We start from the raw sequence: 24,689 nt of genomic DNA on the forward strand, positions 1-24,689 counted from the left end.
TCCGTGGTTCAATGACGCCCGCGGAAAGGACTGCCGACACCGATTGCGAGGACCGCATGGACGCCGCGGAGTCGATGGCTGGGGACCAGCCGTCGCCGCCGGAAAATGTCGGTGGCCTGACCGAACGCGAACTGGACATTCTCGCGTTCGAGCGGCAGTGGTGGCGCCACGCCGGGGCGAAGGAGAACGCCATCCGGGAGCGCTTCGGACTGTCTTCCACCCGTTACTACCAGTTGTTGAACACGCTGCTGGCCAAGCCGGAGGCCGTCGCGGCCGATCCGATGCTGGTCAAGCGGCTGCGCAAAACGCGCGCCGCCCGTCAGCGCAAACGCGGGGCCCGGCGGTTGGGGATCGAGCTGTCATGAGCGTCTTCTCGGGACTGTCCCGGCCGTTGAAGGCCGCGGGGGTCGCGCTGATCGGGGTCGCGGTGGTCGCGGCCGTCATCGGCGGGGTCACCGTGCTCAACACCGGCGGGGACCAGAACGCCGGACCGAGCACGTCCGGCGAGCCCACCTCGCCCGGCGGATCGTCGTCCGCGCCGTCTTCGTCCTCGGTGCCTACCAGTTCCGCGCCGTCGTCGCCCGCTTCGTCGGCGCCGGCCTCGTCGTCCGCCGCTTCGTCGGCCCCGGCGTCGAGCCAGGCCGGACAGCCCGGCGGCCAGCCGGGCCAGCAGCCAGGACAGCCGGGCCAGGCGGGCCCGGACCAGCAGGCCTCGAACAAGTGGGTCACCCTGCGGGTCTACAACAACTCGCTGATCAAGCACCTGGCCGAACAGGCCGCCGCCGACTTCCGAGGTTCGGGCTGGAACGTCGCCGAGGTCGGCAACTACTCGCAGGGCGTCATCCCGACGACCACGGCCTACTTCCGCCCGGGCACCGACGAGGAAGCCGCCGCGAAACAGCTGGCCAAGGAGTTCGGCTTCCAGGCCCAGCCCCGGTTCGAGGGCATCCAGAACTCGAGCCCCGGGGTGATAGTGATCATCACGAAGGACTACCAGCCCGGACACAAGGGCAGCTGATTCGGTTTGTGACGGCCCGCGCTCCGGCGCGGGCTTTGTCATGTCTGCGGTGCCTCGGGTGCGGGTGCTGGGTTGTCGGGTGGGTGGCGCTCGGCTGATCTGCGTTCGGCGCGGTGGTGGGGTGTGGTGTCCGGCTTGGTATGGCAGGACGGGCGGCCTGGTATGGCAGGGCGGGCGGCTCGCTGTGGCAAGGCGGGGCTCGGTATGGCGGGGTCGGGCGGCGCGGTATGGCAGCGTGAGTGGCTCGGTATGGCAGCGCGGACGCCGCGGTATGGCAGCGCGAGTGGCTAGCCGTGGCAGACCAGGCGGCGCGGTATGGCAGGACGGGCAGCCCGATATGGCAGGCGGCTGGACGCAGCGGTCATGCAGCGTAGCCGGGTGATATGGCACAGCCTGGTGCGTGGTGCGGCACGGAGCACCGACGAGCGCGGCAGCCAAGGCGAACCACCTCCCAGACTCCGCACACCACAGGAAGTCACCGTGACGCCAGCGAGCGCTGGCACCGCCAATACCCGGCACCAGCGCTCACCGGCCTCACCGTTCCTGCTGCGCCTGCGCGTAAGCCTCCAACGTCGCCAGCTGTGCCGCGTCCAGTGAAGGTCGCACTGCCTCGCGGGCCTTGGCCAGGTGCGCCGCGGTCACCTCGCGGGCCTCCAGCGATTCGCGCATTGCCGTCAGTGCTGCCTCGCGGATCAGGGCGGCGCAGTCGGCGGCCGAGTAGCCCTCCAGTGCCTCCGCGGTGGCCGTGAGGTCCACATCGGACGCCAGTGGGGTGTGCTTGGCCGTCGCGGTGAGGATCGCGGCGCGGGATTCCGCGTCTGGCGGCGGGACGTAGATTCGCCGCTCCAACCGGCCGGGGCGCAGGAGGGCCGGGTCGACCAGTTCGGGCCGGTTCGTCGCGCCCAGCACGACCACCTCGCGCATCGGTTCGACGCCGTCCAGTTCGGTGAGCAGCGCGGCGACCACGCGGTCGGCCACACCCGAATCCGACGACTGGCCTCGGCGCGGGGCGAGGGCGTCGATCTCGTCGAGGAAGATCAGCGAGGGTGCCGCGTCGGCCGCGCGGCGGAAGAGGTCGCGGACCGCGCGTTCCGATTCGCCGACCCACTTGTCCAGCAGTTCCGCGCCCTTGATCGCGAACACGTTCAGCGCCCCGGTCCCGGCGAGCGCCCGGACCAGGAACGTCTTGCCGCCGCCGGGCGGGCCGTACAGCAGCACGCCGCGCGGCGGTTCGACGCCGAGCCGGGCGAACGAGTCCGGGTAGCGCAGCGGCCACAGCACGGTTTCGGTGAGCGCTTCCTTGACCGACGTCATGTTGCCGACGTCGTCCAGGGTCAGCCCGCCGGTGGCCAGATTGTCCGAAGTGGACAGCGAGATCGGCCGGACGGTGGCCAGCGCGTCGAGCAGGTCCTGCTGGGAGATCTTGGGTTCGTCGGCGTCCCGCTGGCGCAGCGCGGCCCGCAACGCCGCGTCCCGGCGCAGGGCGAGCAGGTCGGCGGCGACGAAGCCGGGGGTTCGTTCGGCGAGCACGCCCAGGTCGGCACCGGATTCGACCGGCACGTCGCGGAGCAGGATCCGCAGCAGTTCGACGCGCGTTTTCGCCTCCGGCAACGGCAGTCCCAGCTCCCGGTCGAGCAGGTCGGCGCCGCGCAGCCGCGGGTCCACCGACTCGGCTCGCGCGGTCGTGGCCACCACGGCCAGCCCGTCCCGGCGCAGTGCGGCGCGCAGTTCTTCCAGCACCACGGTGGCCACCGGCGGCGGCTGAGTGGCCGGGAGCAGCGCGTCGATGTCGTTGATCAACAGCACGCCCGGACCGTCGCCGTCCGCGGCCCGCTCGATGGCCTCGCGCAGCGAACGGTGTGCCGCATTCGGTTCCAGCACCGCGATATTCGGCGCGGTCACCGACACCACGCGCACCTTCTCCGCCGCGGCGACCGACCGCACCAGCGTCGCCTTGCCGACCCCTTCCGGTCCGGACAACAGCACGCCCAGATGCGCCGAAGTGCCCAGTTTCGCCAGCAGCTCGGGCCGGTGGAACGCCAGGTCGAACCATTCCGCCAGCTTGCGCGCCGCGCTCTCGGCCCCGACCAGATCGGCGACCGGCACCGGCTCGTCCAGGCCTTCCTCGCGGGCCTCGGTGACGACCTCTTCGACGATCTCCGCGTCGAGGTAGTCCTCGGCCGCGGTGACGGCGGTGGTGCGGACGAGCGCGGTCGCGGTGCGCGTCGGCGGCTCGCCGGTCGGCGTGCCAGTGCGGGCGCCGTCGCGCCAGCTGACCACAGTGGACGGTCCGACGACGACTACGCCGGCCGGTTCCGTCGCCGTGACGGTCAGCAGTTCGTTGGTCCAAGTCGCCCCGATCACGCGGGACAACTGCCCGCGCACCGCGGCGACGTCCGATCCCGGCGCGGGCGCGAGGTCTTGCGGCAGCAGGGAAACCGCGTCGCCGCGGGTCAGCACCTTGCCGGTGAGCGCGAGCCGCAACGTCTGCGGCGACACCGAAACCGACGCCAGCCGAGACCCGGACACGGTGACCGTGCGGGCAGCGGTGACCTCCGCTGGCGAGACCACGACCTCGCCGCCCTCCGCGACGCCGAGGTTCGACATGGTGACGTCATCGGTCAACACGACCCCCGGCGTCGCCTCCTCGGAGGCGGGCGCGGCCAACGCGGCACTGCGCCGCGCGCCGGTGAGGTGCACGGCGTCCCAGGCCCGCAGGCCGAGCGCGTCGAGCACTTCCGGGTGCAGCCGGACAACTCCCCGCCGCGCGTCCAGCGCGGACGGCGTGTGCCGGACGGTCAGGGTGATCTGCGGATCGCTCACGCTGCTCACCCTAATGAATTCGCGGGTGGTTATGCGCGAACGCGAGGACCGTGCCTAGTGCGTCGCGGACCAGTCGCGGATCGCGGCGACGAACTCCTCGGGCGCGTCGGACTCCACGTAGCGGCGCGGTGTTCGGCGCCTGAATTACGGCTTCTCCCAGCTGTCGAAGGAGAGGATTTCGTCCACCTCCGGGCGAGCGGCGGGGGAGAACTCCTGCTGGGTCGAATACGCCACCGCGAGCAGGCCGATCTGCGCGACGTCGTCCGGAATGCCGAGGAGCCGCGCGACATCCGCCTCCCGGCCGCCGAGGTGGTAGCTGCACAGCGAACTGGCCAACCCGTGCGTGCGCAGAGCCAGCTGGAAGCTCCAGATCGCTGGGTAGATCGAACCGTAGTACGCGGAAAGCTCGGCGGTGCCCGTCGGCACCGGTCCCGGCATGCACGGCAGCACGAGCGCGGGCACCTGGTCGAGGCGCTCCACTAGGTACCGCGCCGAGGTTGCCATCCGGCGGTCAACGAGGTGTTCGTATTTCCGCCACGCATCCTCCGCGGCTTCACGGGTGATCGCGGCGATTTCCTTGCGTACCGCGGGATCAAGTACGACGACCCAGCGCTGCGCGGCGAGAAGAGAACCGGCGGCCGGGGCTTGCTGCGCGATCCGCAGGCAGTCCTCGAGCACGGTCTTCGAGACCGACCGCTCCAGATCGAGCTTCCGCCGGACGGAGCGAGTGGTGGTGAGCAAGGTGACGGCATCCACTGTGGACCTCCCAGGCTGTACTTACAGCGTAAGCGTACGGTGTAAGTACGGCGGCTGTCGAGGACTTACGCCGTAAGCTGGCGGGATGGCCCGGGAAACCCTGACGCGCGAAAAGGTGCTCGACGCGGCGCTCGCTTTCGTCGACCAGCACGGCGTGGCGGCTCTGTCGATGCGCAAGCTCGCCGCGGAGCTGGGCGTGGAGGCGATGTCCCTCTACAACCACGTGCGGAACAAGGGCGATCTGCTGGACGGTCTCGTGGCCCGGATCTTCGAGGCGGTCCCGGTGCCCGACCCGGCCACGCCGTGGGACGTCCGGATCCGCGGCCTGGTCGAGGGGCTTTACGCGCAGTTCCGGCGCCATCCGGCGGTGCTGCGAACCCTGGTCGCGGAGGAGGCCAACCCGCGTTCGCCGGGGGCGTTGAAGGTGATCGACAGCATGCTCGGCGCCTTGCTGGACGCCGGGCTGGACGACGTCGGAACCGTGCGCGCGTACCGCTCTCTGACCGGTCTCGCGTTCGGTGCCGCGCTCACCGAAGAGACCGGGCTGGCCGGGGCGCCGCTAGACCGACCGGAGCCGGTCGACGACTGGTTCCGGCGCATGGCGACGCCCAGCGAAACACCGAACCTGCACCGCCTGCTGCCGGTGCTGACCGGCGCGGACTGCCGACAGGATTTCGAGACGCAGCTGGACCTCTTCGTGTCCGCGCTGGGAAAGGCGGAAAACTAGCGGCGCCGGATGCCGATCCGGCGCCAGCTGCGCCGCCGCTGGGTGGGCCCGGACGTGGCCGAGCTGTGGTCCCGCTCGCGCAGATTCCGGCTCCGCACCAGGTCGGAGTTCGTCCGCCGCACCGCGCGCATCGCCGCACCGGCGACCCGGCCCGAGGCGGGGCGCAAGCGGAGCCGGCGGTGGCTGCGGGCCCGGCGGATCGCCCGGCGTTCGCGCGGCGGCACTTCCCAGGCCTCCGGGTGCGCGGCGAGCCAGCGGTGCCGGTAGACCGAGTACGGGATGTGCAGCAGGTACAGCACCAGCGCGACCGCCAGCGCGGCCAGTGGGAAGACGATGATCGCGGCCGCCAGCAGGCCGACGCCCACCAGCAGCGGCGCGATCGCCTTCGCCGGGGCCTTGACGGTCTTCAGCGACAGCGTCGGGATGCGGCTGATCAGCAGCGCGGCGACCGCGATGGTCCACACCAGCACCACGTACTGCTCGGACCACCAGCCCTCGCCCCACTGCAGCGTGGCGATCAGCGGAAGCAGCGCGACCAGCCCGCCGGCCGGCGCGGGCACGCCGACGAAGAACTCGGCGGCGTACGGCGGCTGGTCGGTGTCGTCGAGCAGCGTGTTGAAGCGGGCCAGCCGCAGGATCATGCAGACCGCGAAAATCAGCGACGCGACCCAGCCGATGCGGTCGCCGTGCGCCTGCCAGACGTAGAGCACCAGCGCGGGCGCGACGCCGAAGGAGATGCCGTCGGACAGCGAGTCGAGTTCGGCGCCCATTTTGGACGTCGCGTCGAGCAGCCGGGCGATCCGGCCGTCGAGGCTGTCGAGGACGGCGGCGATGCCGATCGAGCCGATCGCCATCGCGTAGTTGCCGGTGAGGGCGAACTGCACCGAGGAGAGTCCGGCGCAGAGCGCGAGCACGGTGATCGCGTTCGGCAGCAGCCGGACGCCCGGGGTGGTCACGCGGACCATGGTCAGCTTTCTCCCTGCGCAGGAAGTTCGGCGAGCACGGTTTCGCCGCCGACGGTGCGCTGGCCCTTGGCCACCACGACCTTGCTTCCCGGCGGCAGGTAAGTGTCGACGCGCGAGCCGAAGCGGATGATGCCGTAGGTCTCGCCCGCGGACACCTTGTCGCCCTCGCGGACGTCGCACCGGATGCGGCGCGCGACCAGACCGGCGATCTGCACGACGACGAGCTCGTGGCCGTCGGCGGTGTGCAGCACCAGCGAGTTGCGCTCGTTGACCTCGCTCGCCTTGTCGAGGTCCGCGGAAAGGAACTTGCCCGGCTTGTACGCCACCTTCGAGATCACGCCGGTCGCCGGGACGCGCTGGACGTGCACGTCGTAGACCGACAGGAACACGCTCACCCGCATCCGCGGTTCGGCGGGAAGGCCGAGTTCGGCGGGCGGGACCGCTTCCTCGATGAGCGAGACGGTGCCGTCGGCGGCCGAGATCGCGACGTTGTCCCGCGCCGGGGGCACGCGCTTCGGCTCGCGGAAGAACGCCGTCATGCCCGCGGTGGCGAGCGCGCCGGCCACGCCGAGCCGCTTGGAGAACCGGCGCAGCACGAAGGTCGCGGCGAGGCCGCCGAGGAGAAACGGCCGTCCCGCCGGGTGCATCGGCGGGAACGTCTCGCGGGCCAGCTGGACAGCGTGCGCGAGGGGGTTACCGGTGGGCTGGCCGCTCATGGGTCGAGTTCCCCGCTGTTCGTCTCGGTCGGTGTAAGGGTCCGATTTGGGCTTCCCCACGCTACCGCCCGCCTGCGGCGGACCCGGCAGGCCCTGGTCGTAAGGGTTGTCGCGGCGCGGGTGGGCGCGACCACAAACCGGTAACGACGCGTCGAACAATCCGATAACACCGGGTAGTTGACGCCGCTCGGGACCGGTGCCCGAGCCGACCTGGCGAGGGAGACGATGGCGGTACCCGATCTGCTCGCGCGGCTGTTGCGCGCCTGGCGCCGGGATGTCCTTTCGACGCCCATTCCCCAGCTCGTCGACCCCGCGCACGCCGTCCGGCTCGTGCGGGACGCGGCCCGGGTGCATGCGTCCCCCGACGAAGCACGCACCCGGGTGCGGAACGGATCAGTTTAGCCCGCCGCCCGGGTGTTCTGACAGATCGTCGGGAAACCGTTACCAACGGTCACGATCGCGCCGGCCCGAGGTGGCGGCGCTGACCAGCCGCAGCACGAGCAGCAGCACGATCGCGCCGAGGATGGCGACGCCGAAGCTCGGGAAGTCGAACTCGAAGTGTTGCTGCTCACCGGTCGCCAGCCGGTAGATGAAGCCGCCGAGCGCCGCCCCGACCACGCCGACCAGCACGCTGACGAGGCAGCCCTGCCGCTGCCGCTCCCGGCCGCCGACCACGAGGTTCGCGATCCAGCCGACCAGCGCGCCGAAGACGATCCACAGGATGATGCCCATGCCCGCGAGGATACCTGCGGGCTATTGCACAAGAGGTATTGTACAACTACTCTTGTGCATTATGGAGGTCCGCGATTTCCAGGTCCTGGCCGCGATGTCGCATCCGCTGCGCCGCCGTCTGCTGGACGTGCTGAAGCTCGACGGCCCGGCCACCGCGTCGGTGCTCGCGGAGAAAACCGGGCAGGCGGTGGGCAATGTGAGCCACCACCTGAAGGTGCTTTCCGGGGCCGGCCTGGTGGTCGAAGCGCCGGAGCTGGCGCGGGACCGGCGGGAGCGCTGGTGGAGGCGTCCTTCGGGCACGTTGTCGTGGGCCACTTCGGACTTCGCCGGAGATCCGGTGGCGGAGGTCGCGGAGACGGTGAGCCTCGATCGGCAGATGACGTTGTCGCGGGGCTGGCTTTCGGAAATGGAGACGGCTCCGGCGGAATGGCGCGATGCGTGGTTCTCCTCTGATGCGTGGATGCGGTTGACGCCTGCGGAATTGGCGGAGCTGAACGATCGGATTTTCGCGCTGTTCGAGGAGTTCGGGGCTAAAGCGGCAGCGGATCCTTCGACGGAACGGGAGCCGGTTTTCGTGTTTGGGCGTGGTTTCAGAGCGCAGCCGTGAGGGGTGTCGCGTTCCGTCTCTTCTGGACTGGGCAGACCGTAAGCACGGTCGGCAGCGCGGTGGCCAGTGCGTCGGTTCCGTTGGTGGCCTTGCTGGTGCTGCACGCCTCGACGTTCGAGGTTGCTTCACTTACTGCGGCGGCTTGGATCCCCTGGCTTGCCGTCGGTTTGCCAGCGGGCGCTTGGGTCGACCGGTGGCCCAAGCGGCGGGTGATGCTGGTTTGCGACGTCATCCAGATGGCGGCTTTCCTTGCTGTGCCTGTTTCGTGGGCCTTCGGGTTTCTTTCCTTTGCGCTGCTCTTGGTCTCGGCTTTGGTCGGCGGGTTCGCCAAAGTCTTCTTTTCCCTCGCTTATCGGGCTTTCCTCCCGTCCGTTGTGGACGATGCGGACTTGTTGGGAGCCAACGTCCGGCTCCAGGGCGCGGAATCCGCGGCACAAGTGGGCGGTCCGGGTTTGGCCGGGCTGCTGGCTTCAGCGTCCGGGCCGGTCAGCGGTGTGCTCGTGGATGCGTTGAGCTTCGGGTTTTCCACGCTGTGCCTGGGTTTCCTGCGCGCGGACGAGCCGCCTCCGCGTCCGCGAACTCGGTTGCGTACCGAAATCGCCGAAGGAATGCGCATCGTGGCGCGGGACTCTTATCTGCGGGTCCTGGTCCTGTCGGGCGGGGTCGCGAACCTTGCCCTGAACGGCTTTTATGCGGTGGCCGTGGTCTTCCTGGTCGACGATTTGGGCCAGGGCCCGGTGGCCGTCGGACTTGTGCTCGCCCTAGGCGAGGCAGGCGGGGTGCTAGGCGCGACGCTGGTGAGCCGAGTCGCCCGACGGACCGGCACGGCGTGGGGTTTCCTGTGGTGTGAGGCACTGGTGGTACCTGCGATGCTGCTCGGCCCGCTCGCCCGGCCGGGGTGGGGTCTGACGCTGTTTGTCCTCGCCGGAGCCGGCATCGCGGCGGGAGTGGTGGGGTCGAATGTGCTGGGCGCGACCTTTCGGCAGCGGTATTGCCCGCGCCATCTCTACGGACGGATCAGCGCGAGCTCGTCGATGGTCAACTACGGCACGATCCCGTTGGGTGCCTTGGCGGGCGGGGCACTCGGCCAAGCGGCCGGGGCGCGGGTGGCGATGTTCGCGATGGTGGGCGTTCAGCTGGCTTCACTGGGGGTGCTGCTGCTGGGGTCTTTGCGACGGGAGCGGGACTTTCCCCAAGCCGAGCTCGCGAAATCACCCAGCCCGAACTAAAGCAGCAGCACCTCGACCTCATCCCCCTCCGAAACCTCCGAAACCTCCTCCGGCAACACAATCAGGCAATTCGCCTGCGTGAACGCCGCCAGCAAATGCGACCCCGGCCCCCCTCGCGGCCCGACCACCCCGGTCACCTCGCCGAGCACCGGCGTGAAGAACCCCCGCCGAAACTGCCGCCGCCCAGCAGGGGAGGGCATGTCCTCCGTCAGCCGCGCCCGCACCCGTCGCCGGTCGACGTCCGTGTGGCCCATCGCGGACAGCACCGCTGGGCGCAGGAAGGCCTCGAACGACACCAGCACACTCACCGGATTTCCCGGCAGCGTCACCACTGGCACGCCGTTCCACCGGCCGCATCCCTGCGGTCCGCCCGGTTGCATCGCGATTTTCCGGAATTCCACGCCCTGTCCGGTCAGCGCGTCCTTCACCACCTCGTACGCGCCTGCCGACACCCCGCCCGACGTGATCAGCAGGTCCGCCGATTCCAGGCGCGGCTCGATGATCCCGCGGAATTCCTCCACGTCGTCGACCACGCTGCGCACGACCTCGACCTGGCAGCCGAGTTCCCGCAGCGCCGCCGCCAGCATCACGCTGTTCGATTCGTAGATTTGCCCGTGCTGCAACGGGTTCGGGGCTTCCACCAGCTCCGTGCCGGTCGACACGACCAGCACCGACAGCGGCCGGTACACCTCCAGTTCCGCCTGGCCGACCGCCGCGGCGAGGCCGAGGTGTGCGTGGCTCAGCACGGTGCCCGCGTGCAACGCGACGGTCCCCTGCGTCACGTCCTCGCCGGTCCGGCGGATGTGGTTGCCGACCGAAGCGGCACGGGAGATCCGGACTTCCGCGGTGCCGCGGTCGGTGTCCTCGACCATCACGATCGCGTCCGCGCCCGGCGGCAGCGGCGCGCCGGTCATGATCCGCTGAGCGGTACCCGGTTCGAGCGGTTTCACGTCGACCCGCCCGGCCGGGATGTCGTCGGCGACGGGCAGCGTCACCGGCGCCTCGGCGACGTCCGCGGCGCGCACGGCGTACCCGTCCATCGCGGAGTTGTCGAACGGCGGCAGCGCCACCCCGGCGAGCACGTCGCGGGCCAGGACGAGCCCGGCGGCATCGGTGACCGGAACAGCACGGACGGGTGCGCGGCCGAGCAGTTCGGTCACGGTCTCGCGGTAGGCGTCGACAGAGATCACGCGGACCATCCTCCCTCTTGCTGCCCGTCGTGCAACACTCTCCCGGCACAAGCCGGGGAGTACGGGGAGAGTTCTGATGCAGTTTCTGGTCCGCAACCAGCCCGGGCGCGCCGCGCTCGCGACGCCCCGCTGACATGCGCGTCCACACCAGGCACACGCCGGGATTCGGCGTCGCCCGCGTGCTGCTCGCCCCCGGCGAAGCCGTGCAGGCCGCCGCGGAGTCGTTGCTGGCCAGCAGCTTCAACGTGGCCGAGACGAACCAGAGCCGCGGCCGCAAGAGCGGCCCTTCGGTGTTCACCGCGCCTGCCGAGGGCGGCTGGGTCGACCTGGCCCCGCTCGGCCCCGGCGACGTCTACCCCCTCGAACTCACCGGGTCCACCGGCTGGTCGGTGCACCGCGAAGGCGTCCTCGCCCGGCCGGGCACGGTCCGCGTCGACCAGAACTGGGCCCCGCTGCAGCAGTTGTTCGGCGCCGATTCCGGGTTCCTCGAGCACTACAGCGGCCGCGGCCCGCTGCTGCTCACCGCGCCCGGTCCGGTGGACTCGTTCGACCTCGGCCGCGGCGAGATCGTGACGGTGCGCCCGGACTATCTCCTCGCCTATCCCGACACGGTGCAATGCCGGTTGCGCGCGCTCGACCCGAGCGGTCCGCAATCGCTGCGCACGGGCGAAGGACTCGTCCTCGATTTCGCCGGACCGGGAACCGTGCTCGTCCAATCGCGCAACCGGCGAGTATCGCGGGCGTAAGGGGATTCTGCCGATTACCCCATTGCCGGGAGCGCTGATTCCGGTAGCGTGAACTCCACTTCGCACGCTGATGGACAGCGGATTCTTGTCCCGAGGGAGGGCGCCGTGGCAGTCGGCACCGTCAAGTGGTTCAACTCGGAAAAGGGCTACGGGTTCATCGAATCCCCCGAAGGTCCGGACGTCTTCGTCCACTATTCGGCCATCCAGGCCGACGGATTCCGCACCCTCGACGAGGGCGACCGGGTGGAGTTCGAAGTCCAGTCCGGCCGCGACGGCCGAAGCCAGGCCGCGGACGTCCGCAAGGTCTAGCGAGGCAGGTCCGCTGACCGGTTGGGCGAACCGGCAGTGGCAGCCGATACCGGCGCGTTAAGCTGCGCTGCGTGACAGGCGACGTGTCGGGGGACCTCACCGGTCGCCAGCTGGGCCACTACCGCATCGACTCGGTGCTCGGCAAGGGCGGCATGAGCGTGACCTATCAGGCCACGGACACGCGGCTCGGCCGCAAGGTGGCGCTGAAGGTCATCGGTGACCACCTCGGCGCCGACGCCGAGTTCCGCGAACGGTTCGTCGACGAGGCACGCAACACCTCCGCGATCGACCACGCCAACGTCGTCCCGCTGTACGACTTCGGCGAGCTCGACGGCATGCTCTACATCGCCATGCGGATGGTCGACGGCGGCGACCTCGCCGGCCTGATGTCCGCGGGCCCGATCAGCCCGGCGCGCGCGCTCAGCCTGCTCGACCAGGTCGCCGACGCCCTCGACACGCTGCACAACCACGGCCTCGTGCACCTCGACGTCAAACCGGCCAACGTCCTCGTCACCAGCCGCGAGACGTCCCGCGAGCACGTCTACGTCGCCGACTTCGGCCTGACCCGCCGCGGCGCCACCGGCCACCGCACCCGAGGCGGCGACTTCCTCGGCTCGCCCACGTATGCCGCGCCGGAACACCTGCGCGGCGAGCCGCTCGACGGCCGCACCGACCAGTACGCCCTCACCTGCGTGCTGTTCGCCTGCCTGACCGGCAACCCGCCGTTCCGCGGCGACGTCCCCACCGTCATCAAGGGCCACCTCGGCGGGGAACCGCCGTCGGTGGCGAGCGTGGTCGCGCTCCCGGCCGCCCTGGACGACGTCATCCGCAAGGGCATGGCGAAGAACCCGAACGACCGGTACCCGAACTGCGTCGCGATGATCGCTGCGGCCAGGGTCGCGCTCGGCCCCCTCGCGACCTCGGACACCCCGCCGGGCCCCGCCCGGCCGAACGGACTTCCGGAGGCGGGCATGCAGCAAGGACCTGGCGGCGCTGGCGGTCCCGGATCGGGCGGCCCCGGATCGGGTGCGCCCGGTGCCGGCGGACCGGCTGGGCAGGGCGGTCCCGGCGGACCGGGCGGGCAGCAGGGCCCCGGAGCAGGACCTGGCGCGGGTGCACCCAGCGGCCAGGGCGCTCCCGGCGCCTGGGGTGCTCCGCAACCCAGCCAAGCGGGCTACCCCGGCCAGGGCGGCTACGGCGGTCCCGCCGGTTACGGCAACCAGCCCCCGGCCGGTTATCCAGCACACCCCGGCCAGCCCGGCCAGCAGCAGCCCGGACACCCCGGCCAGCCGCAGCCCGGCCAGCCAGGCCAGCAGCAAGGTCAGCAGGGCTACTCGAGCCAGCCACCGGCGGGCCCCCCGCCCGGCTACGGCTACCCGGGTCAGCCCGGACAGCCCGGCCCCGCCCAGCAAGCACCGCAAGGCCCCCCGCCCGGCTACGGCGGCTACCCGAACCAGCCCGGCTACCCCGGTCAGCCGAACCAGCAGGGCCACCCGAACCAGCAGGCCTTCGGCGACCCGATGCGGCTGCGCCCGCCGTCCCCCGCGGGCGGCGCGGGCGCGTTCGAAAAGCAGTCCAAGAGCGGCGGCCTGAAGTGGCTGTGGATCGCGCTGGGAGTGCTCGTCGCGGCCGGGCTCGTCGTCGGCGCGATCTTCCTCTTCGGCGGCGACGACAACGGCAGCGGCGGCACCGCTCCGGCGTCCTCGGCTCCCAACATCCCGGTCGGTCCGGGCGGCTCGAAGTCGGCCGGTCCGTCGTCGCTGCGCCCGCCGCCGTCGTCGATCCACATCCAGCCGAGCCACTGACCGGGTAGACCTGGTCCACCGCGGCACCAAGCCTGACCTGCGCTCCTTGCACTCGACCCCGGAGAGTGCTAAACACGGCATTGGCACTCGACGCCGTCGAGTGCTAGGCGAGCGGTCACCGACCGCCTGCCTGAAGGTCGGGACGGTGAGGCTGACCCACCGGTCAGTCGTCCGTCGCGGGCACCGAGCCTGGCCGAGGACGTGTCCTGCTGCCGCCGCTGGAGACAGCGCGGCGGTGGCGCCCAATACCGGAGGACCACACCGCAATGGCCAAACTGATCGCGTTCGACGAGGACGCCCGCCGCGGTCTTGAGCGCGGCTTGAACACCCTCGCCGAAGCCGTCAAGGTGACCCTCGGCCCGCGGGGCCGGAACGTCGTGCTCGAAAAGAAGTGGGGCGCGCCGACGATCACCAACGACGGTGTCTCCATCGCCAAGGAGATCGAGCTCGAGGACCCGTGGGAGAAGATCGGGGCCGAGCTCGTCAAGGAAGTTGCCAAGAAGACCGACGACGTCGCGGGCGACGGCACCACCACCGCCACCGTGCTCGCCCAGGCGCTCGTGCGCGAGGGCCTGCGCAACGTCGCGGCCGGCGCCGACCCGATCTCGCTGAAGCGCGGCATCGAGGCGGCTGTCGAGGCCATCACCGAGCAGCTGCACAAGGCCGCCGTCCAGATCGAGACCAAGGAGCAGATCGCTGCTACCGCCTCGATCTCGGCCGCTGACCGCACCATCGGCGAGCTGATCGCCGAGGCGCTGGACAAGGTCGGCAAGGAAGGCGTCGTCACCGTCGAGGAGAGCAACACCTTCGGGCTCGAGCTGGAGCTCACCGAGGGCATGCGCTTCGACAAGGGCTACGTGTCCGGTTACTTCGTGACCGACCCGGAGCGCCAGGAAGCCGAGCTGGAGGACCCGTACGTCCTGCTCTTCGGTTCCAAGATCTCCAACGTCAAGGACGTCCTGCCGCTGCTGGAGAAGGTCATCCAGTCCGGCAAGCCGCTCCTGATCATCGCCGAGGACGTCGAGGGCGAAGCCCTGGCGACCCTGGTCGTCAACAAGATCCGCGGCACCTTCAAGTCCGTCGCCGTCAAGGCCCCGGGCTTCGGCGACCGCCGCAAGGCGATCCTGCAGGACATCGCGATCCTGACCGGCGGCCAGGTCATCTCCGAGGACGTCGGCCTCAAGCTGGAGAACGCGGACCTGTCGCTGCTGGGCCGCGCCCGCAAGGCCGTCATCACCCGGGACGAGACCACCATCGTCGAGGGCGCTGGCGACGCCGACCAGATCCAGGGTCGCGTCAACCAGATCCGCGCGGAGATCGAGAACTCCGACTCGGACTACGACCGCGAGAAGCTGCAGGAGCGGCTCGCGAAGCTGGCCGGCGGCGTGGCCGTCATCAAGGCCGGCGCCGCGACCGAGGTCGAGCTGAAGGAGCGCAAGCACCGCATCGAGGACGCGGTGCGCAACGCCAAGGCCGCCGTGGAAGAGGGCATCGTCGCCGGCGGTGGCGTGGCCCTGATCCAGGCCGCCGAGGCCGCGTTCGCGGGCCTGAAGCTCGAGGGCGACGAGGCGACTGGCGCCAACATCGTCAAGGTGGCCGTCGAGGCTCCGCTCAAGCAGATCGCGATCAACGCCGGTCTCGAGGGCGGCGTCGTGGCGGAGAAGGTCAAGGGCCTGCCGCAGGGCCACGGCCTGAACGCCGCCACCGGCGAGTACGAGGACCTGCTCGCGGCCGGCGTGCCGGACCCGACGAAGGTCACCCGCTCCGCGCTGCAGAACGCCGCTTCCATCGCGGCGCTGTTCCTGACCACCGAGGCTGTCGTCGCGGACAAGCCGGAGAAGGCTGCTGCCGCTCCGGCCGACCCGTCCGGCGGCATGGGTGGCATGGACTTCTGAGTTCGGCTGCTTTCCGGCGAAGCCCGGTTCACCCTCGCGGTGGGCCGGGCTTCGCCCGTTCCCGGCTCAGTCTTCCGGGGTCAGGACGGCAGCGGCGGCGTAGACCGGGAGGATCACGCCTGCCGAGAGCACGGCTCCGGCGACCGCGGCGATGCGCACCATCGAGGGGTCGACGTTGAGGTAGTTGGCCCATCCGCCGCACACGCCGGTGAGCATGCGGTCGGAGCGGCTGCGGAAGATCTTCTTGGCCGGTGCGGCCTGCGTGGTGTCCGTCATGCCAGCAATACTCCGCGACCGCGGCGCCCCGCACATCCGGGATCGCCCCGGAGAAAGCCCCGGGGCCGCGACCCTGAAGTCTCCCTTACCCGCTGATCTTCCGGACCCGCTCGAACCGGCCCAGCCACGCCGCTTCGACCTCGGGGGAGGCGGCGAACTCGGCGAAGGCGTCGGGCTCCGGCGCCTGTCGCGGGACCGGCAGATAACCGTCCACAGGGGACAGTGTGGTGGTGCAGACATCGCCGCGCAGCAACGACATCGTGCCGAGTCCGCACGCGAAATCCAGCTCCGGCAACGCTCCGGCGAGGGCCAGCCCGGCGGCCAGTCCGACGCTCGTCTCGACCGCTGAGGACACCACGCACGGCAGCCCGCACGCCTCCGCGACTTCCAGCGCACGCCGCACTCCGCCGAGCGGCGCGACCTTGAGCACGGCGATGTCGGCGGCCCCGGCGACGGCGACCTTCAGCGGATCCTCCGCGCGGCGGATCGACTCGTCGGCCGCGATCCGCACCGACACCCGGCGGCGGACGGCAGCGAGGTCGTCGATGGTCGGGCACGGCTGTTCGGCGTACTCCAGTCCACCGGCCGCGCGGTCCAGTTCCGCCAGGGCGTGCACGGCGGTGTCGACGTCCCAAGCCATGTTGGCGTCGACGCGGATCGCGCCGGACGGACCCAGCGCGTCGCGGACCGCCTCGATGCGCGCGCAGTCCTCGGCGAGCGTCGCGCGTTTGTCGGCGACCTTGACCTTCGCCGTGCGGCAGCCGGACGCGCGGACCAGTTCGTAGGCGCGTTCGGGCAACACGATGGGGACAGTCGTGTTCACCTCGATGCGGTCCCGGACCGGCTCGGGCCAGCCTTCTTCGCTCGCTTCGAGCGCGGCGGCGAGCCAGGGGACGCTCTCGGTGTCCGAATAGTCCGCGAACGGGCAGAACTCGCCCCAGCCGGCGGCACCGCGGAGCAAAAGTCCTTCACGGACGGTGATGTCGCGGAACCGAGTGTGCAGCGGGAGCGCGTAAACCTGCATGACTGCCGATCATGCCATCGCCGCGGCGGCGGAACCGAGGTGCCGCGGGGGCCGTCTCAACGCCACAATGGAACGTGTGGACGGCCTCGACTTCCGGGTGCTCGGCCCGGCCGAGGTGCTGGCCGGGGATCAGGCGGTGCCGCTGGGCGGCAGCCGCCCGCTGATCGTGCTCGCCGGACTGCTGCTGCGGGCCAACCGGCTGGTGTCGGTCGACGTGCTCAGCCACTGGCTGTGGGGCGACGACCAGCGCCGGTCCAAGGGCGCGCTGCAGACGTACGTCCTGCGGCTGCGCCGGGCGCTCGGCGACGGCGCGGCGATCCGCACCGAACGCGGTGGCTACCTGTTGGAAGTCGACGAGAACGCGGTGGACCTCGGTCGATTCCGCCAGTTCGCGGCGCGGGGCCGCAGCGCGGCGGAACGAGGCGAGCACCGGCGGGCGGCGGGCTATTTCGAGGACGCGCTGAGCCAGTGGCGGGGTTCGGCGCTGCAGAACGTGGAGTCGGACGCGCTGCACCGGGACGAGGTCGGGCAGCTCGCCGAGGAACGCACGCGGGTCCGGGAGCAGTGGGCCGAGACGCTGTTGACAGTCGGCGAATACGAGACGGTCGTGCCCGAGCTGGAGCAGTTGACGCGCGAACATCCGCTGCGGGAACGCCCGCATGAGCAGCTGATGTACGCGCTGCTCCGCTCCGGACGGCAGGCCGAGGCGCTGGACGTGTACCGGCGGATCAGCGGACTGCTCGCCGAGGAACTGGGCTTGGATCCCGGTGCCGGACTGCAGCGCGCGCACCGACTCGTCTTGGGCGGCGACGAAGGCACGCGGTTCCGTACTCCCCTGGAACCCCATATCCCGCACCAGCTTCCGGCTGATCTAGGCGCTTTCGCTGGTCGTGCAGCGGATTTGAAAGCCCTGCGGGCATTGCTTCCGGAAGCCCTCGACGACGGCACCTCCACGCCGATCGCCTCGGTGGAAGGCATGGGCGGACAAGGGAAAACCACCCTGTCCGTCCACTTCGCACACCAGATCGCCGACCGTTTCACCGGCGGGCAAGTGTTTCTGGACTTGCGCGGCTACGGCCCCGGCGCACCGGTGCCTCCGCTCGCCGCGCTGGAAACGATGCTCACCGCGCTGGGCGTCCCCGCCGACCGCATCCCGTCCGGTTTGGACGAACGCGCCGCGACCTGGCGCACGTACACCACCGGCCGGCGGCTGTTGGTCGTGCTGGACAACGCGAACAGCACCGAACAAGTGCGGTATTTGCTGCCTGGTCCGGGATGTCTGGTCGTGGTGACGAGCCGCTGGCAGCTGCGCGGGCTGGTCGCGACCCACGGCGCCCGGCGGATCGCACTGTCTGAATTGGACAGTGAAGAGGCGGTGGAACTGCTGGCGTCGGCCATCGGCGTCGAACGGGTGCACGAGGATCCCAGCGCGGCCGACCGGTTTGTGCAGTACTGCGGCGGCCTGCCGCTGGCGATCCGGATCCTCGCCGTGCGCGCCGCGCAGTTCCCGAAGTTGCCGCTGGACGAGTTCGTCGCGGCGCTGCCCTCGGACGCCGGCCGGTTGAGCACGTTCGATCTCGGCGACGGCGACGAGACCAATATCCGCACAGTTTTCTCTTATTCCTACCGGGTTTTGTGCCCAGCGGCGGCGCGACTGCTGCGGCTGCTGGCGCTGTCGGTCGGACCGGATTTGTCGCTGGGCATGGCAGTCGCGCTCAACGGACGGTCCGAAAAGGAGACTCGCGGCGCTCTCGACACCCTCGTTTCGACGCACCTGCTCATCCAGCCGAAGCCGGGCCGGTACCAGTTCCACGACCTGATTCGCGACTATGCGAAGGAATTGTCGGAGCAAGAAGACGACGCCGCCGAACGCACCGCAGCCAGCGCGCGCCTGCTCGACTGGTGCATCGCGTCGGCACGAAACGCGGGTTTGGCGATGCGTCCGAACCAGCTGATGGACGAAATCGGCCCGATCCCGTCTGATGGCGCGCTAGAGTTTTCGGACTTCCACCAGGCGCTGGCGTGGTTCATCGAGGAACACGGAAACCTGCTCTCGGTGATCCAGTGGTCGTTCCGAATCGGACGATACGCACAATGCTGGCGTCTGGCGTGGTCGCTGTTCACCTATTTTGCTGGCCGGGCAAGGGTCGACGAATGGCGGTACGTCTTCGAGATCGGCCTGCGGGCAGCGCGGAATTCCGGTGAACGGCACGGCGAAGCGGCGATCCTCAATGGACTGGGCGTGATCGAGGGAGTCGCCCGAAATTACGTGCTGGCGCGCGAATATCTGGAGCAGGCACTGGCTGTGCAGCTGGAATTGGGTTCGCTGCCCGGGGAGGCTCGGGCGCGCTACAACCTGGCGATGACCGCGCAGGGCATCGAAGATTTCCCGGAGGCTTACCGGCATGGCCTGCGGTCGCTGGAAATCACGAGGGAACTGGGTTTCACCTCGGTGGAGGCGAACGTTTTGCGCGCCTTGGGTGATTTGTGCGCGATGATGGGAGATTACCCGCAGGCGCTGTCGCTCGCGGACGAGGCGCTGGCCCTGGTCCCGCCCGACGACCTCCCGCAAGGCCGCTTCTCGCTGGCCGCGAGAGCCCGAGCACTGCTCGGCTTGGGACGGCACGTGGAGGGAATCGAGTGCCTGTCCGAAGCGGTGGACATGTTCTTCGCGATGGACGAGGAGTATGAGGCCGCGGACGTCCTGTCGGAACTGGGCACCGCCCACCTCCGCTACGGCCGCACGGCAGCCGCCCGAGACTGCTGGCTCCGCGCGGTCCGCTTGCTGACCCGATTGGATCACCCGGACGCGGAACGGGTGCGGGCGCAGTTGGCAGGGTTGGTGCGGGGGTAGGTTCGAGCGCTGGCTTGATGCGGCGGTGGTTGCGAGTTGGCGATGCTGCTGTTTTTGCGTGACCGTCTGCTGTGAGACTATGGTCGCGCACTGCCGCGTCGACGCAACTCCGCACAGCCGCGATGCCGCGGTATTGCGGCAGCGCACCGACTCGAGGCTGTTCGTCGCCAGGCTGCGAGGCCGCACTGCCGCGACGCCGTGCGACAGCACCGCAACGCCGCCGCACTGCCGCGCTGCGGCACTGCCGTGCTGTCCGCGCTTCCGCATCGTCGCGCGGCTGCGGGCTCCGCGTGCGAGAGCACTGCTGCGCCGAGGCGACTCGGAGCGGTTGGCAGGGTGCGGTCTCGTACTTGGCGAGACTGGTTCATCCGGATGCGGACCAGGGAGCGGTGGGCGGGGTGCCGGAGTCCTGACTGGGCTGTGCTGGTCCACTCTGCTCCGGACCGAGGCGAGCGCAGTCGGCGGCTGGTGTGGGATGTTGCACCGCGGCGGAGCGGGATTGGTTGGACCACCCGGCGGCGGGAAAGCGACTTCGGCCGTTTGGCGGGGCGTTTCCTGCTGGTCACCTGAGGTCAGCGGGGCGCGGTGGTCCGCGTGCCGACCCCCAGCGGCAGCACGTAGACCACCGGCGGCCCGTGCCACCACCCAACCTGAGGGCGCTCACTGTTCGCTCACTGTGCCGGGGCGGGTTCGACGGGGAGGTCGAGCAAGCGGGTCAGCGTGACGGCGTTGCGCGGGGCCGCGACTTTGCTGTCGTTGTCGAAGTAGACGTGCACGTCTCGGCGGCCGCCGTCGTGCCATTCGGTGATCTTCGCGGCCCAATCGCGCAGGGCGGAATCGGAGTAATCGCTGGTGTAGAGCTCTTCCGAGCCGTGCAGGCGGACGTAGCTGAAGTCAGTGGTCTGGTCCTCCCGGTACGGCCAGGGCGCGGCGGCGTCCGAGGTGACCAGGGCTATCCGGTGTTTCTTGAGCAGGTCCAGTGCTTCGGGGGTGGTGAAGCTCTCGTGGCGTACTTCGAGGGCGTGCCGGATTGGGCGGTCGGGGCCCGGTTTCAGAAACGCGGCGGACTTGAGCTTGTCGTCGTGCTTAGCCCCGAGGGCGGCTGCCTCGCGGGTGGTGCGGGGGAGCTGGCCGAGAAACGTGGCGACCCGGTCCGGGTCGAAGGCCAGCCGCGGGGGGAGTTGCCAGAGGAACGGGCCCAGTTTGTCGGCGAGTGCGAGGACGCCGGAGGCGTAGAAGTTGGCGAGCGCGGTTTCGACGTCGCGCAGTTGTTTGAGATGAGTGATGAACCTGCCGCCCTTGACCGCGAACACGAATCCGGGCGGGGTTTCGGCGTGCCAGCCGAGGTATCGCTCCGGTCGTTGGAGCGAGTAGAAGGACCCGTTGAGTTCGACGGCGTTCATCTGGCGGGAGAGGTACTCGAGTTCGCGCCGTTGCGGCAGGCCGGAGGGGTAGAACGCGCCGCGCCACGGCGGGTATCGCCAGCCGGACGTGCCCACTCGGATCTGGCCGATCTCCCTCACCGCCTTTCGCTGTCCGGGGTTCCCATCCGGACGGTTGCGAAACCCGTCCGGACGGGCATTTTCGGGACAGTTGGGCTAACTATTGGGACAGATGTCCTAGGTTGAGGGACGGGAGTCTCAGGTAGCTGGTCGCTGGTTTAGACCTGCGGTGGTGAGCACGAAACCCTTGGCTGACAAGGGAAGGCTGGTCAGCGGTGCGGTTTACGGTTGGAGGTGCTCCAGGTCCTCGAGCAGGTTCGGATGGGTGGGCTGCCAGCCGAGGGCTTCGCGGGTGCGGACGCTGGTGGCGGGCTGGTCCATGGCGAAGATGGGGCCGAACGGGCCGAAGTTCTCCGGTGGCACGGATTCGACCGGCAGGCCGAGGCGTCGGCCGATGACGGCTGCGATGTCGCGAACCGCGTCGCCCTCGTCGGCCACGGCGTGCCAGGCCGTTCCGGCTGGTGCCGATTCGAGTGCCAGGCGGAACAACACTGCCGCGTCGAGGGCGTGCACGGCCGGCCAGCGTTGGGTGCCGTCGCCGGGGTAGCCGACTACGCCGGTGCGGCGGGCCTGCTCGGTGAGCAGTCCGGCGAATCCGCCTTTGCCTTCGTTGTGAACCGTGCGCGGCATGCGGACCGCCGTGGTGCGTACGCCGCGCGAGGCCATCGCGAGGAGTGCGTTAACCGAGCGGGCGCGTCCGCCGACTGGTCCGTCGGTCGGCAGCGGATCGTCCTCAGTGGCGGCGCGGCCGGCGACCCATGGCGTACCCGAGACAGTGACGAGCGGACGGTCGCTGCCGGCGAGTGCTTCTCCCAGCGTGGCCATGGCGGCGCTTTCTTCGGCGATCGACCGGGCAAGCGCTTCCTCGGTGCTGTAGTCGCTGCCGAACGCCAGGCTGATCACGCCGTCCGACTGAGCGGCACCGGTCCGCAGGACGTCGAGGTCGGCGAGTTGACCGCGCAGCACCTGGGCACCGGCGTCGGTGAGGGCTTGCGCGGACTTGTCCGAACGGGCCAGCGCGAGAACGGTGTGCCCGCTGGCGAGCAGCTCGGCCACGACCGCGGAGCCGATGGTGCCCGTGCCGCCGGTGACGAAAACCTGCATGGGACTCTCCCTGAGTGATGAGACCTTTGTCCCGTCACCCTACACAGTGATGGGACTCTTGTCCCGTCACCTAGGATGAGCCCATGGCGCGCTGGCAACCGGAGACGACTCAGCGTCTTGTCGTGGCGGCGGTCGACCTGTTCACCGAGCAGGGGTACGACGCCACCACCGTCGCGCAGATCGCCGAGCGGGCGGGTGTCACCAAGAGCACGTTCTTCCGGCACTTCTCCGACAAGCGGGAGTTGCTGGTCGCTGGCCAGGAGACGCTCAGCCGGCTGCTCGCCGAGGGGATCGCCGAGGCCCCTTCGGAAGCCAGCCCGCTGGAGGCGGTCGCGGCCGGTCTCGAACGCGCCTCCGGGGCGATGGGGCCGGCGAACCGGGAGCTGGGCCCGCGCCTGAAGGCCGCGGTGGCGGCCAGTACCGAGCTGCAGGAACGGGACGCGCTGAAGAACGTCGGCCTCGCGGCGGCGATGTCGGCCGCGCTGGTCGCCCGCGGGGTACCCGACGCGGTGGCGCACCTCGCGGCTGAGCTGGGGGTTCTCGCGTTCAAACGGGGTTATGCGCAATGGTCCGAAGCTGAGCGGGACAGTGCGGGAGGCCTTGCGCAGTACGCGGTGGCCGCACTGCGGGATCTGCGTGCGGCGGCTGCGACATTGGAGTGACGGGCGGGTTGGGGGGCCTGTTTGCTGGCGGGTTAGGGCTTGGTGTGGAGGCGGGTGCTATCGCGCTTTGCTGTGTTCGCGGCGTTGGGCTGCGGTGAATCGGCCAAGCTGCGGAGGTTTGCCCGATGTCCCTGGGGCGGGCTTGGCTCATGGGGCAGCGCCGGATCGCTGGCTGGGCCTTCCGGCTCTACGGAGCTGGCAGTGCCGCCGTGCCTGCCAGCCTGGCTCGTCCCAGGTCAGCCCGGCCCAGCCCAGCCCAGCCCGGCCCAGCCCAGCCCGGCCCGGCCTGACTTGGCTCGGCCCGGCTCGGCTTGGTCACGCTCGGCTTGCCCTGCCCCGCCCCGCCGATCTCGCTCCGGCTTGGGACGGCCTAGCTCGGCTTGCCGGTCCGCCTCGGCCCGGCTCGCCCGGCTTGGCCCGGCTGGCTTGGCTCGGCCCGGCTTGGCCGCTCGGCTCGGCTCGGCTTGGTCCCGCCCACCTCGCTCCGGCTTGGCCCGGCCTAGCTCGCTTGCCCGGCCCGCCTTGGCCCGGCCCGCCTTGGCCCGGCTCGCCTGGCCCGGCTCGGCCCCGGCTGGCTTGGCTCGGTCTGGCCCCGATCGTCCTGGCTCGGTTCGGTCCACGAATCTGCTGGCGCTGTCAGAGGTCGTCATGGTGGGAGGTGGCTGGCGGCTTCGCTCGGTTCGGGGGATTCGCCCGCTCCGTTGAGTCCGACGAATCTGGCGGCGCTGCCAGATGTCGTCAGGCTGGGGGGAAGGCCGTCAGCTTCGCTCGGTTCGGGGAATTCGCCTGCTCCGTTGAGCCCGATGAATCCGTCAGCGCTGCCGTGCTCGTTAGCGCCGCCGTAGTCGTCGGGCTCGCCAGCTTCGCCAGGCTCTGCCGGGTCGGGGGAGGCTGCTAGAAGCGTTGCGGCCGCGGCGGAGCTTGTGTCGTCTTCGGCCTCGCAGGCCGGACCTTCTCACTGTTTCACGCCCAGGAGAATCGCCACCTCCGGCTCTGTACCAATGAGGTCGCGTACTCGCGCAGGTTTCCTGGCTGGGTGAGGTACGTCGGGAGGCTGAAGGCTCGGTGCTCGGCCGCCACGGTCAGGGCCCTGGCGTGGGTTCGGGGTGGGGCGGAGACCGACAACTCCAGGGAATCGAAGCCCAGCGTCACCAGGGTCGCGCCGAAGCGGTCTTCCCAGCTGCGCAGGACCGCGGACAGTTCCGCGACCTGGTCTGTCGACTTGATCATGCCCGTCCAGCCGATGAGGGCCGGGACGTCGGCGGGGCGGTCGGCCTGCACCAGGCCCAGCCGGTGCGGGGTGCGGGCGGCCAGGATCGAGCCGGTGTTGCCCGCTTCGGCCAGTGGGTCGGAGCGGCGGTGCGAGCGTTTCGCCAACCCGGGGAAGCGGGTGCCGAACGGGCGCAGGCAGGCTCCGTCGCAGCAGGAACCGTCCCACCAGCGGGCCAGTACTTCGGCGGGGTCGGCGTTGCCGACGCGGTGGCCGGCGGGGGCGAGGCGGCCGCGGTCGTCCAGCCAGTCTTCGCCGCGGGCGGAGAAGCGCTGGTCGGGCGGGATCAGCACGGGCCACAGCCCCGACCGCTCGAACTCCGCGACACAGCTCAGGTACCGCTGCGGCCGCGTGAGCGGCTCCTCCGACACCCAGATGCGCCCGTGCCAGCGCCCTGGCGGCAAGGTCTGGACCGGCGGTGCCCCGACGCCGGGGCGGAACGGTGCGATCGTCATGAGCTTCCCCTCGAACTGGTGTTC

The 24,689-nt window shown here is 70.3% G+C and carries 23 protein-coding genes; 12 read left to right on the plus strand and 11 right to left on the minus strand.

Annotated elements, in window-relative coordinates:
• Positions 1 to 56: 56 nt before the first annotated feature.
• Complete coding sequence (locus F9C11_RS10605; protein WP_067579729.1) at positions 57 to 365, plus strand: DUF3263 domain-containing protein; 309 nt, start codon at positions 57 to 59, stop codon at positions 363 to 365.
• Positions 362 to 1,018, plus strand: a complete 657-nt coding sequence (locus tag F9C11_RS10610; protein WP_409184692.1) for a LytR C-terminal domain-containing protein — start codon at positions 362 to 364, stop codon at positions 1,016 to 1,018. The genes F9C11_RS10605 and F9C11_RS10610 overlap by 4 nt, the downstream gene beginning before the upstream one ends.
• 534 nt (positions 1,019 to 1,552) lie before the next feature.
• Here the strand turns inward: F9C11_RS10610 and F9C11_RS10615 are convergent.
• Positions 1,553 to 3,841 carry an AAA family ATPase gene (locus F9C11_RS10615; RefSeq protein WP_409184693.1) on the minus strand — a complete coding sequence of 763 codons (2,289 nt, stop codon included), beginning with the start codon at positions 3,839 to 3,841 and terminating at the stop codon, positions 1,553 to 1,555.
• Between the two features lie 144 nt (positions 3,842 to 3,985).
• Positions 3,986 to 4,597: a nitroreductase family protein gene (locus F9C11_RS10620; protein WP_409184694.1), complete on the minus strand. Its 612-nt coding sequence runs from the start codon at positions 4,595 to 4,597 to the stop codon at positions 3,986 to 3,988.
• A gap of 85 nt (positions 4,598 to 4,682) precedes the next feature.
• On the opposite strand from F9C11_RS10620, the gene F9C11_RS10625 reads away from it, so the two are divergent.
• Positions 4,683 to 5,324: a TetR/AcrR family transcriptional regulator gene (locus tag F9C11_RS10625; protein WP_409184695.1), complete on the plus strand. Its 642-nt coding sequence runs from the start codon at positions 4,683 to 4,685 to the stop codon at positions 5,322 to 5,324.
• On the opposite strand, the gene pssA is transcribed toward F9C11_RS10625, so the two are convergent.
• Positions 5,321 to 6,289, minus strand: a complete 969-nt coding sequence (gene pssA, locus F9C11_RS10630; RefSeq protein WP_067579721.1) for a CDP-diacylglycerol--serine O-phosphatidyltransferase — start codon at positions 6,287 to 6,289, stop codon at positions 5,321 to 5,323. The genes F9C11_RS10625 and pssA overlap by 4 nt on opposite strands.
• A 2-nt stretch (positions 6,290 to 6,291) precedes the next feature.
• A complete protein-coding gene (locus F9C11_RS10635; RefSeq protein ID WP_409184696.1) occupies positions 6,292 to 7,005 on the minus strand; it encodes a phosphatidylserine decarboxylase in 714 nt (237 codons plus the stop codon).
• A gap of 225 nt (positions 7,006 to 7,230) precedes the next feature.
• Here F9C11_RS10635 and F9C11_RS10640 point away from each other — a divergent pair, with 225 nt between their 5' ends.
• Positions 7,231 to 7,407, plus strand: coding sequence for a hypothetical protein (locus tag F9C11_RS10640; protein WP_409184697.1), 177 nt, complete (start codon positions 7,231 to 7,233; stop codon positions 7,405 to 7,407).
• A 39-nt stretch (positions 7,408 to 7,446) separates the two neighbouring features.
• Here F9C11_RS10640 and F9C11_RS10645 read toward each other — a convergent pair whose 3' ends face one another.
• Entirely contained in the window at positions 7,447 to 7,737 is a 291-nt protein-coding gene (locus F9C11_RS10645; protein ID WP_409184698.1) for a GlsB/YeaQ/YmgE family stress response membrane protein, read from the minus strand.
• A 61-nt stretch (positions 7,738 to 7,798) separates the two neighbouring features.
• On the opposite strand from F9C11_RS10645, the gene F9C11_RS10650 reads away from it, so the two are divergent.
• A complete protein-coding gene (locus F9C11_RS10650; protein ID WP_409184699.1) occupies positions 7,799 to 8,344 on the plus strand; it encodes an ArsR/SmtB family transcription factor in 546 nt (181 codons plus the stop codon).
• On the plus strand, positions 8,341 to 9,573 hold the full coding sequence (locus F9C11_RS10655) for an MFS transporter (RefSeq protein WP_409184700.1): 1,233 nt from the start codon (positions 8,341 to 8,343) through the stop codon (positions 9,571 to 9,573). The genes F9C11_RS10650 and F9C11_RS10655 overlap by 4 nt, the downstream gene beginning before the upstream one ends.
• On the opposite strand, the gene glp is transcribed toward F9C11_RS10655, so the two are convergent.
• Positions 9,570 to 10,763 carry a gephyrin-like molybdotransferase Glp gene (glp, locus tag F9C11_RS10660; protein WP_409184701.1) on the minus strand — a complete coding sequence of 398 codons (1,194 nt, stop codon included), beginning with the start codon at positions 10,761 to 10,763 and terminating at the stop codon, positions 9,570 to 9,572. The genes F9C11_RS10655 and glp overlap by 4 nt on opposite strands.
• Positions 10,764 to 10,897: 134 nt before the next feature.
• Here glp and F9C11_RS10665 point away from each other — a divergent pair, with 134 nt between their 5' ends.
• The 4 genes from F9C11_RS10665 (at position 10,898) to groL (ending at position 15,518) form a co-directional block, all read left to right on the plus strand.
• A complete protein-coding gene (locus tag F9C11_RS10665) occupies positions 10,898 to 11,509 on the plus strand; it encodes an AIM24 family protein (RefSeq protein WP_409184702.1) in 612 nt (203 codons plus the stop codon).
• A gap of 105 nt (positions 11,510 to 11,614) precedes the next feature.
• Complete coding sequence (locus F9C11_RS10670) at positions 11,615 to 11,818, plus strand: cold-shock protein (RefSeq protein WP_009083993.1); 204 nt, start codon at positions 11,615 to 11,617, stop codon at positions 11,816 to 11,818.
• Positions 11,819 to 11,889: 71 nt separating this feature from the next.
• Entirely contained in the window at positions 11,890 to 13,623 is a 1,734-nt protein-coding gene (locus F9C11_RS10675) for a serine/threonine-protein kinase (protein WP_409184703.1), read from the plus strand.
• Positions 13,624 to 13,889: 266 nt separating this feature from the next.
• Positions 13,890 to 15,518 carry a chaperonin GroEL gene (groL, locus tag F9C11_RS10680; RefSeq protein ID WP_037361473.1) on the plus strand — a complete coding sequence of 543 codons (1,629 nt, stop codon included), beginning with the start codon at positions 13,890 to 13,892 and terminating at the stop codon, positions 15,516 to 15,518.
• A 66-nt stretch (positions 15,519 to 15,584) separates the two neighbouring features.
• Here the strand turns inward: groL and F9C11_RS10685 are convergent, their stop codons facing one another.
• Together F9C11_RS10685 and F9C11_RS10690 are read right to left on the minus strand one after the other, a co-directional pair.
• Positions 15,585 to 15,794, minus strand: coding sequence for a PspC domain-containing protein (locus F9C11_RS10685; RefSeq protein ID WP_409184704.1), 210 nt, complete (start codon positions 15,792 to 15,794; stop codon positions 15,585 to 15,587).
• Positions 15,795 to 15,879: 85 nt separating this feature from the next.
• Entirely contained in the window at positions 15,880 to 16,818 is a 939-nt protein-coding gene (locus F9C11_RS10690; protein ID WP_409184705.1) for an o-succinylbenzoate synthase, read from the minus strand.
• Between the two features lie 67 nt (positions 16,819 to 16,885).
• Here F9C11_RS10690 and F9C11_RS10695 point away from each other — a divergent pair, with 67 nt between their 5' ends.
• Positions 16,886 to 19,672, plus strand: coding sequence for a BTAD domain-containing putative transcriptional regulator (locus F9C11_RS10695; RefSeq protein WP_409184706.1), 2,787 nt, complete (start codon positions 16,886 to 16,888; stop codon positions 19,670 to 19,672).
• Positions 19,673 to 20,343: 671 nt separating this feature from the next.
• On the opposite strand, the gene F9C11_RS10700 is transcribed toward F9C11_RS10695, so the two are convergent.
• Together F9C11_RS10700 and F9C11_RS10705 are read right to left on the minus strand one after the other, a co-directional pair.
• Positions 20,344 to 21,195, minus strand: coding sequence for a DUF72 domain-containing protein (locus F9C11_RS10700; protein WP_409184707.1), 852 nt, complete (start codon positions 21,193 to 21,195; stop codon positions 20,344 to 20,346).
• A 201-nt stretch (positions 21,196 to 21,396) separates the two neighbouring features.
• Positions 21,397 to 22,278, minus strand: coding sequence for an SDR family oxidoreductase (locus F9C11_RS10705; RefSeq protein ID WP_409184708.1), 882 nt, complete (start codon positions 22,276 to 22,278; stop codon positions 21,397 to 21,399).
• Between the two features lie 83 nt (positions 22,279 to 22,361).
• Here F9C11_RS10705 and F9C11_RS10710 point away from each other — a divergent pair, with 83 nt between their 5' ends.
• Positions 22,362 to 22,940, plus strand: coding sequence for a TetR/AcrR family transcriptional regulator (locus F9C11_RS10710; RefSeq protein WP_409184709.1), 579 nt, complete (start codon positions 22,362 to 22,364; stop codon positions 22,938 to 22,940).
• Between the two features lie 963 nt (positions 22,941 to 23,903).
• On the opposite strand, the gene F9C11_RS10715 is transcribed toward F9C11_RS10710, so the two are convergent.
• Positions 23,904 to 24,665: a DUF4253 domain-containing protein gene (locus F9C11_RS10715; RefSeq protein ID WP_409184710.1), complete on the minus strand. Its 762-nt coding sequence runs from the start codon at positions 24,663 to 24,665 to the stop codon at positions 23,904 to 23,906.
• Positions 24,666 to 24,689: the final 24 nt, after the last annotated feature.

The sequence above is a fragment of the Amycolatopsis sp. VS8301801F10 genome, assembly GCF_046195355.1.
Taxonomy (GTDB): domain Bacteria; phylum Actinomycetota; class Actinomycetes; order Mycobacteriales; family Pseudonocardiaceae; genus Amycolatopsis.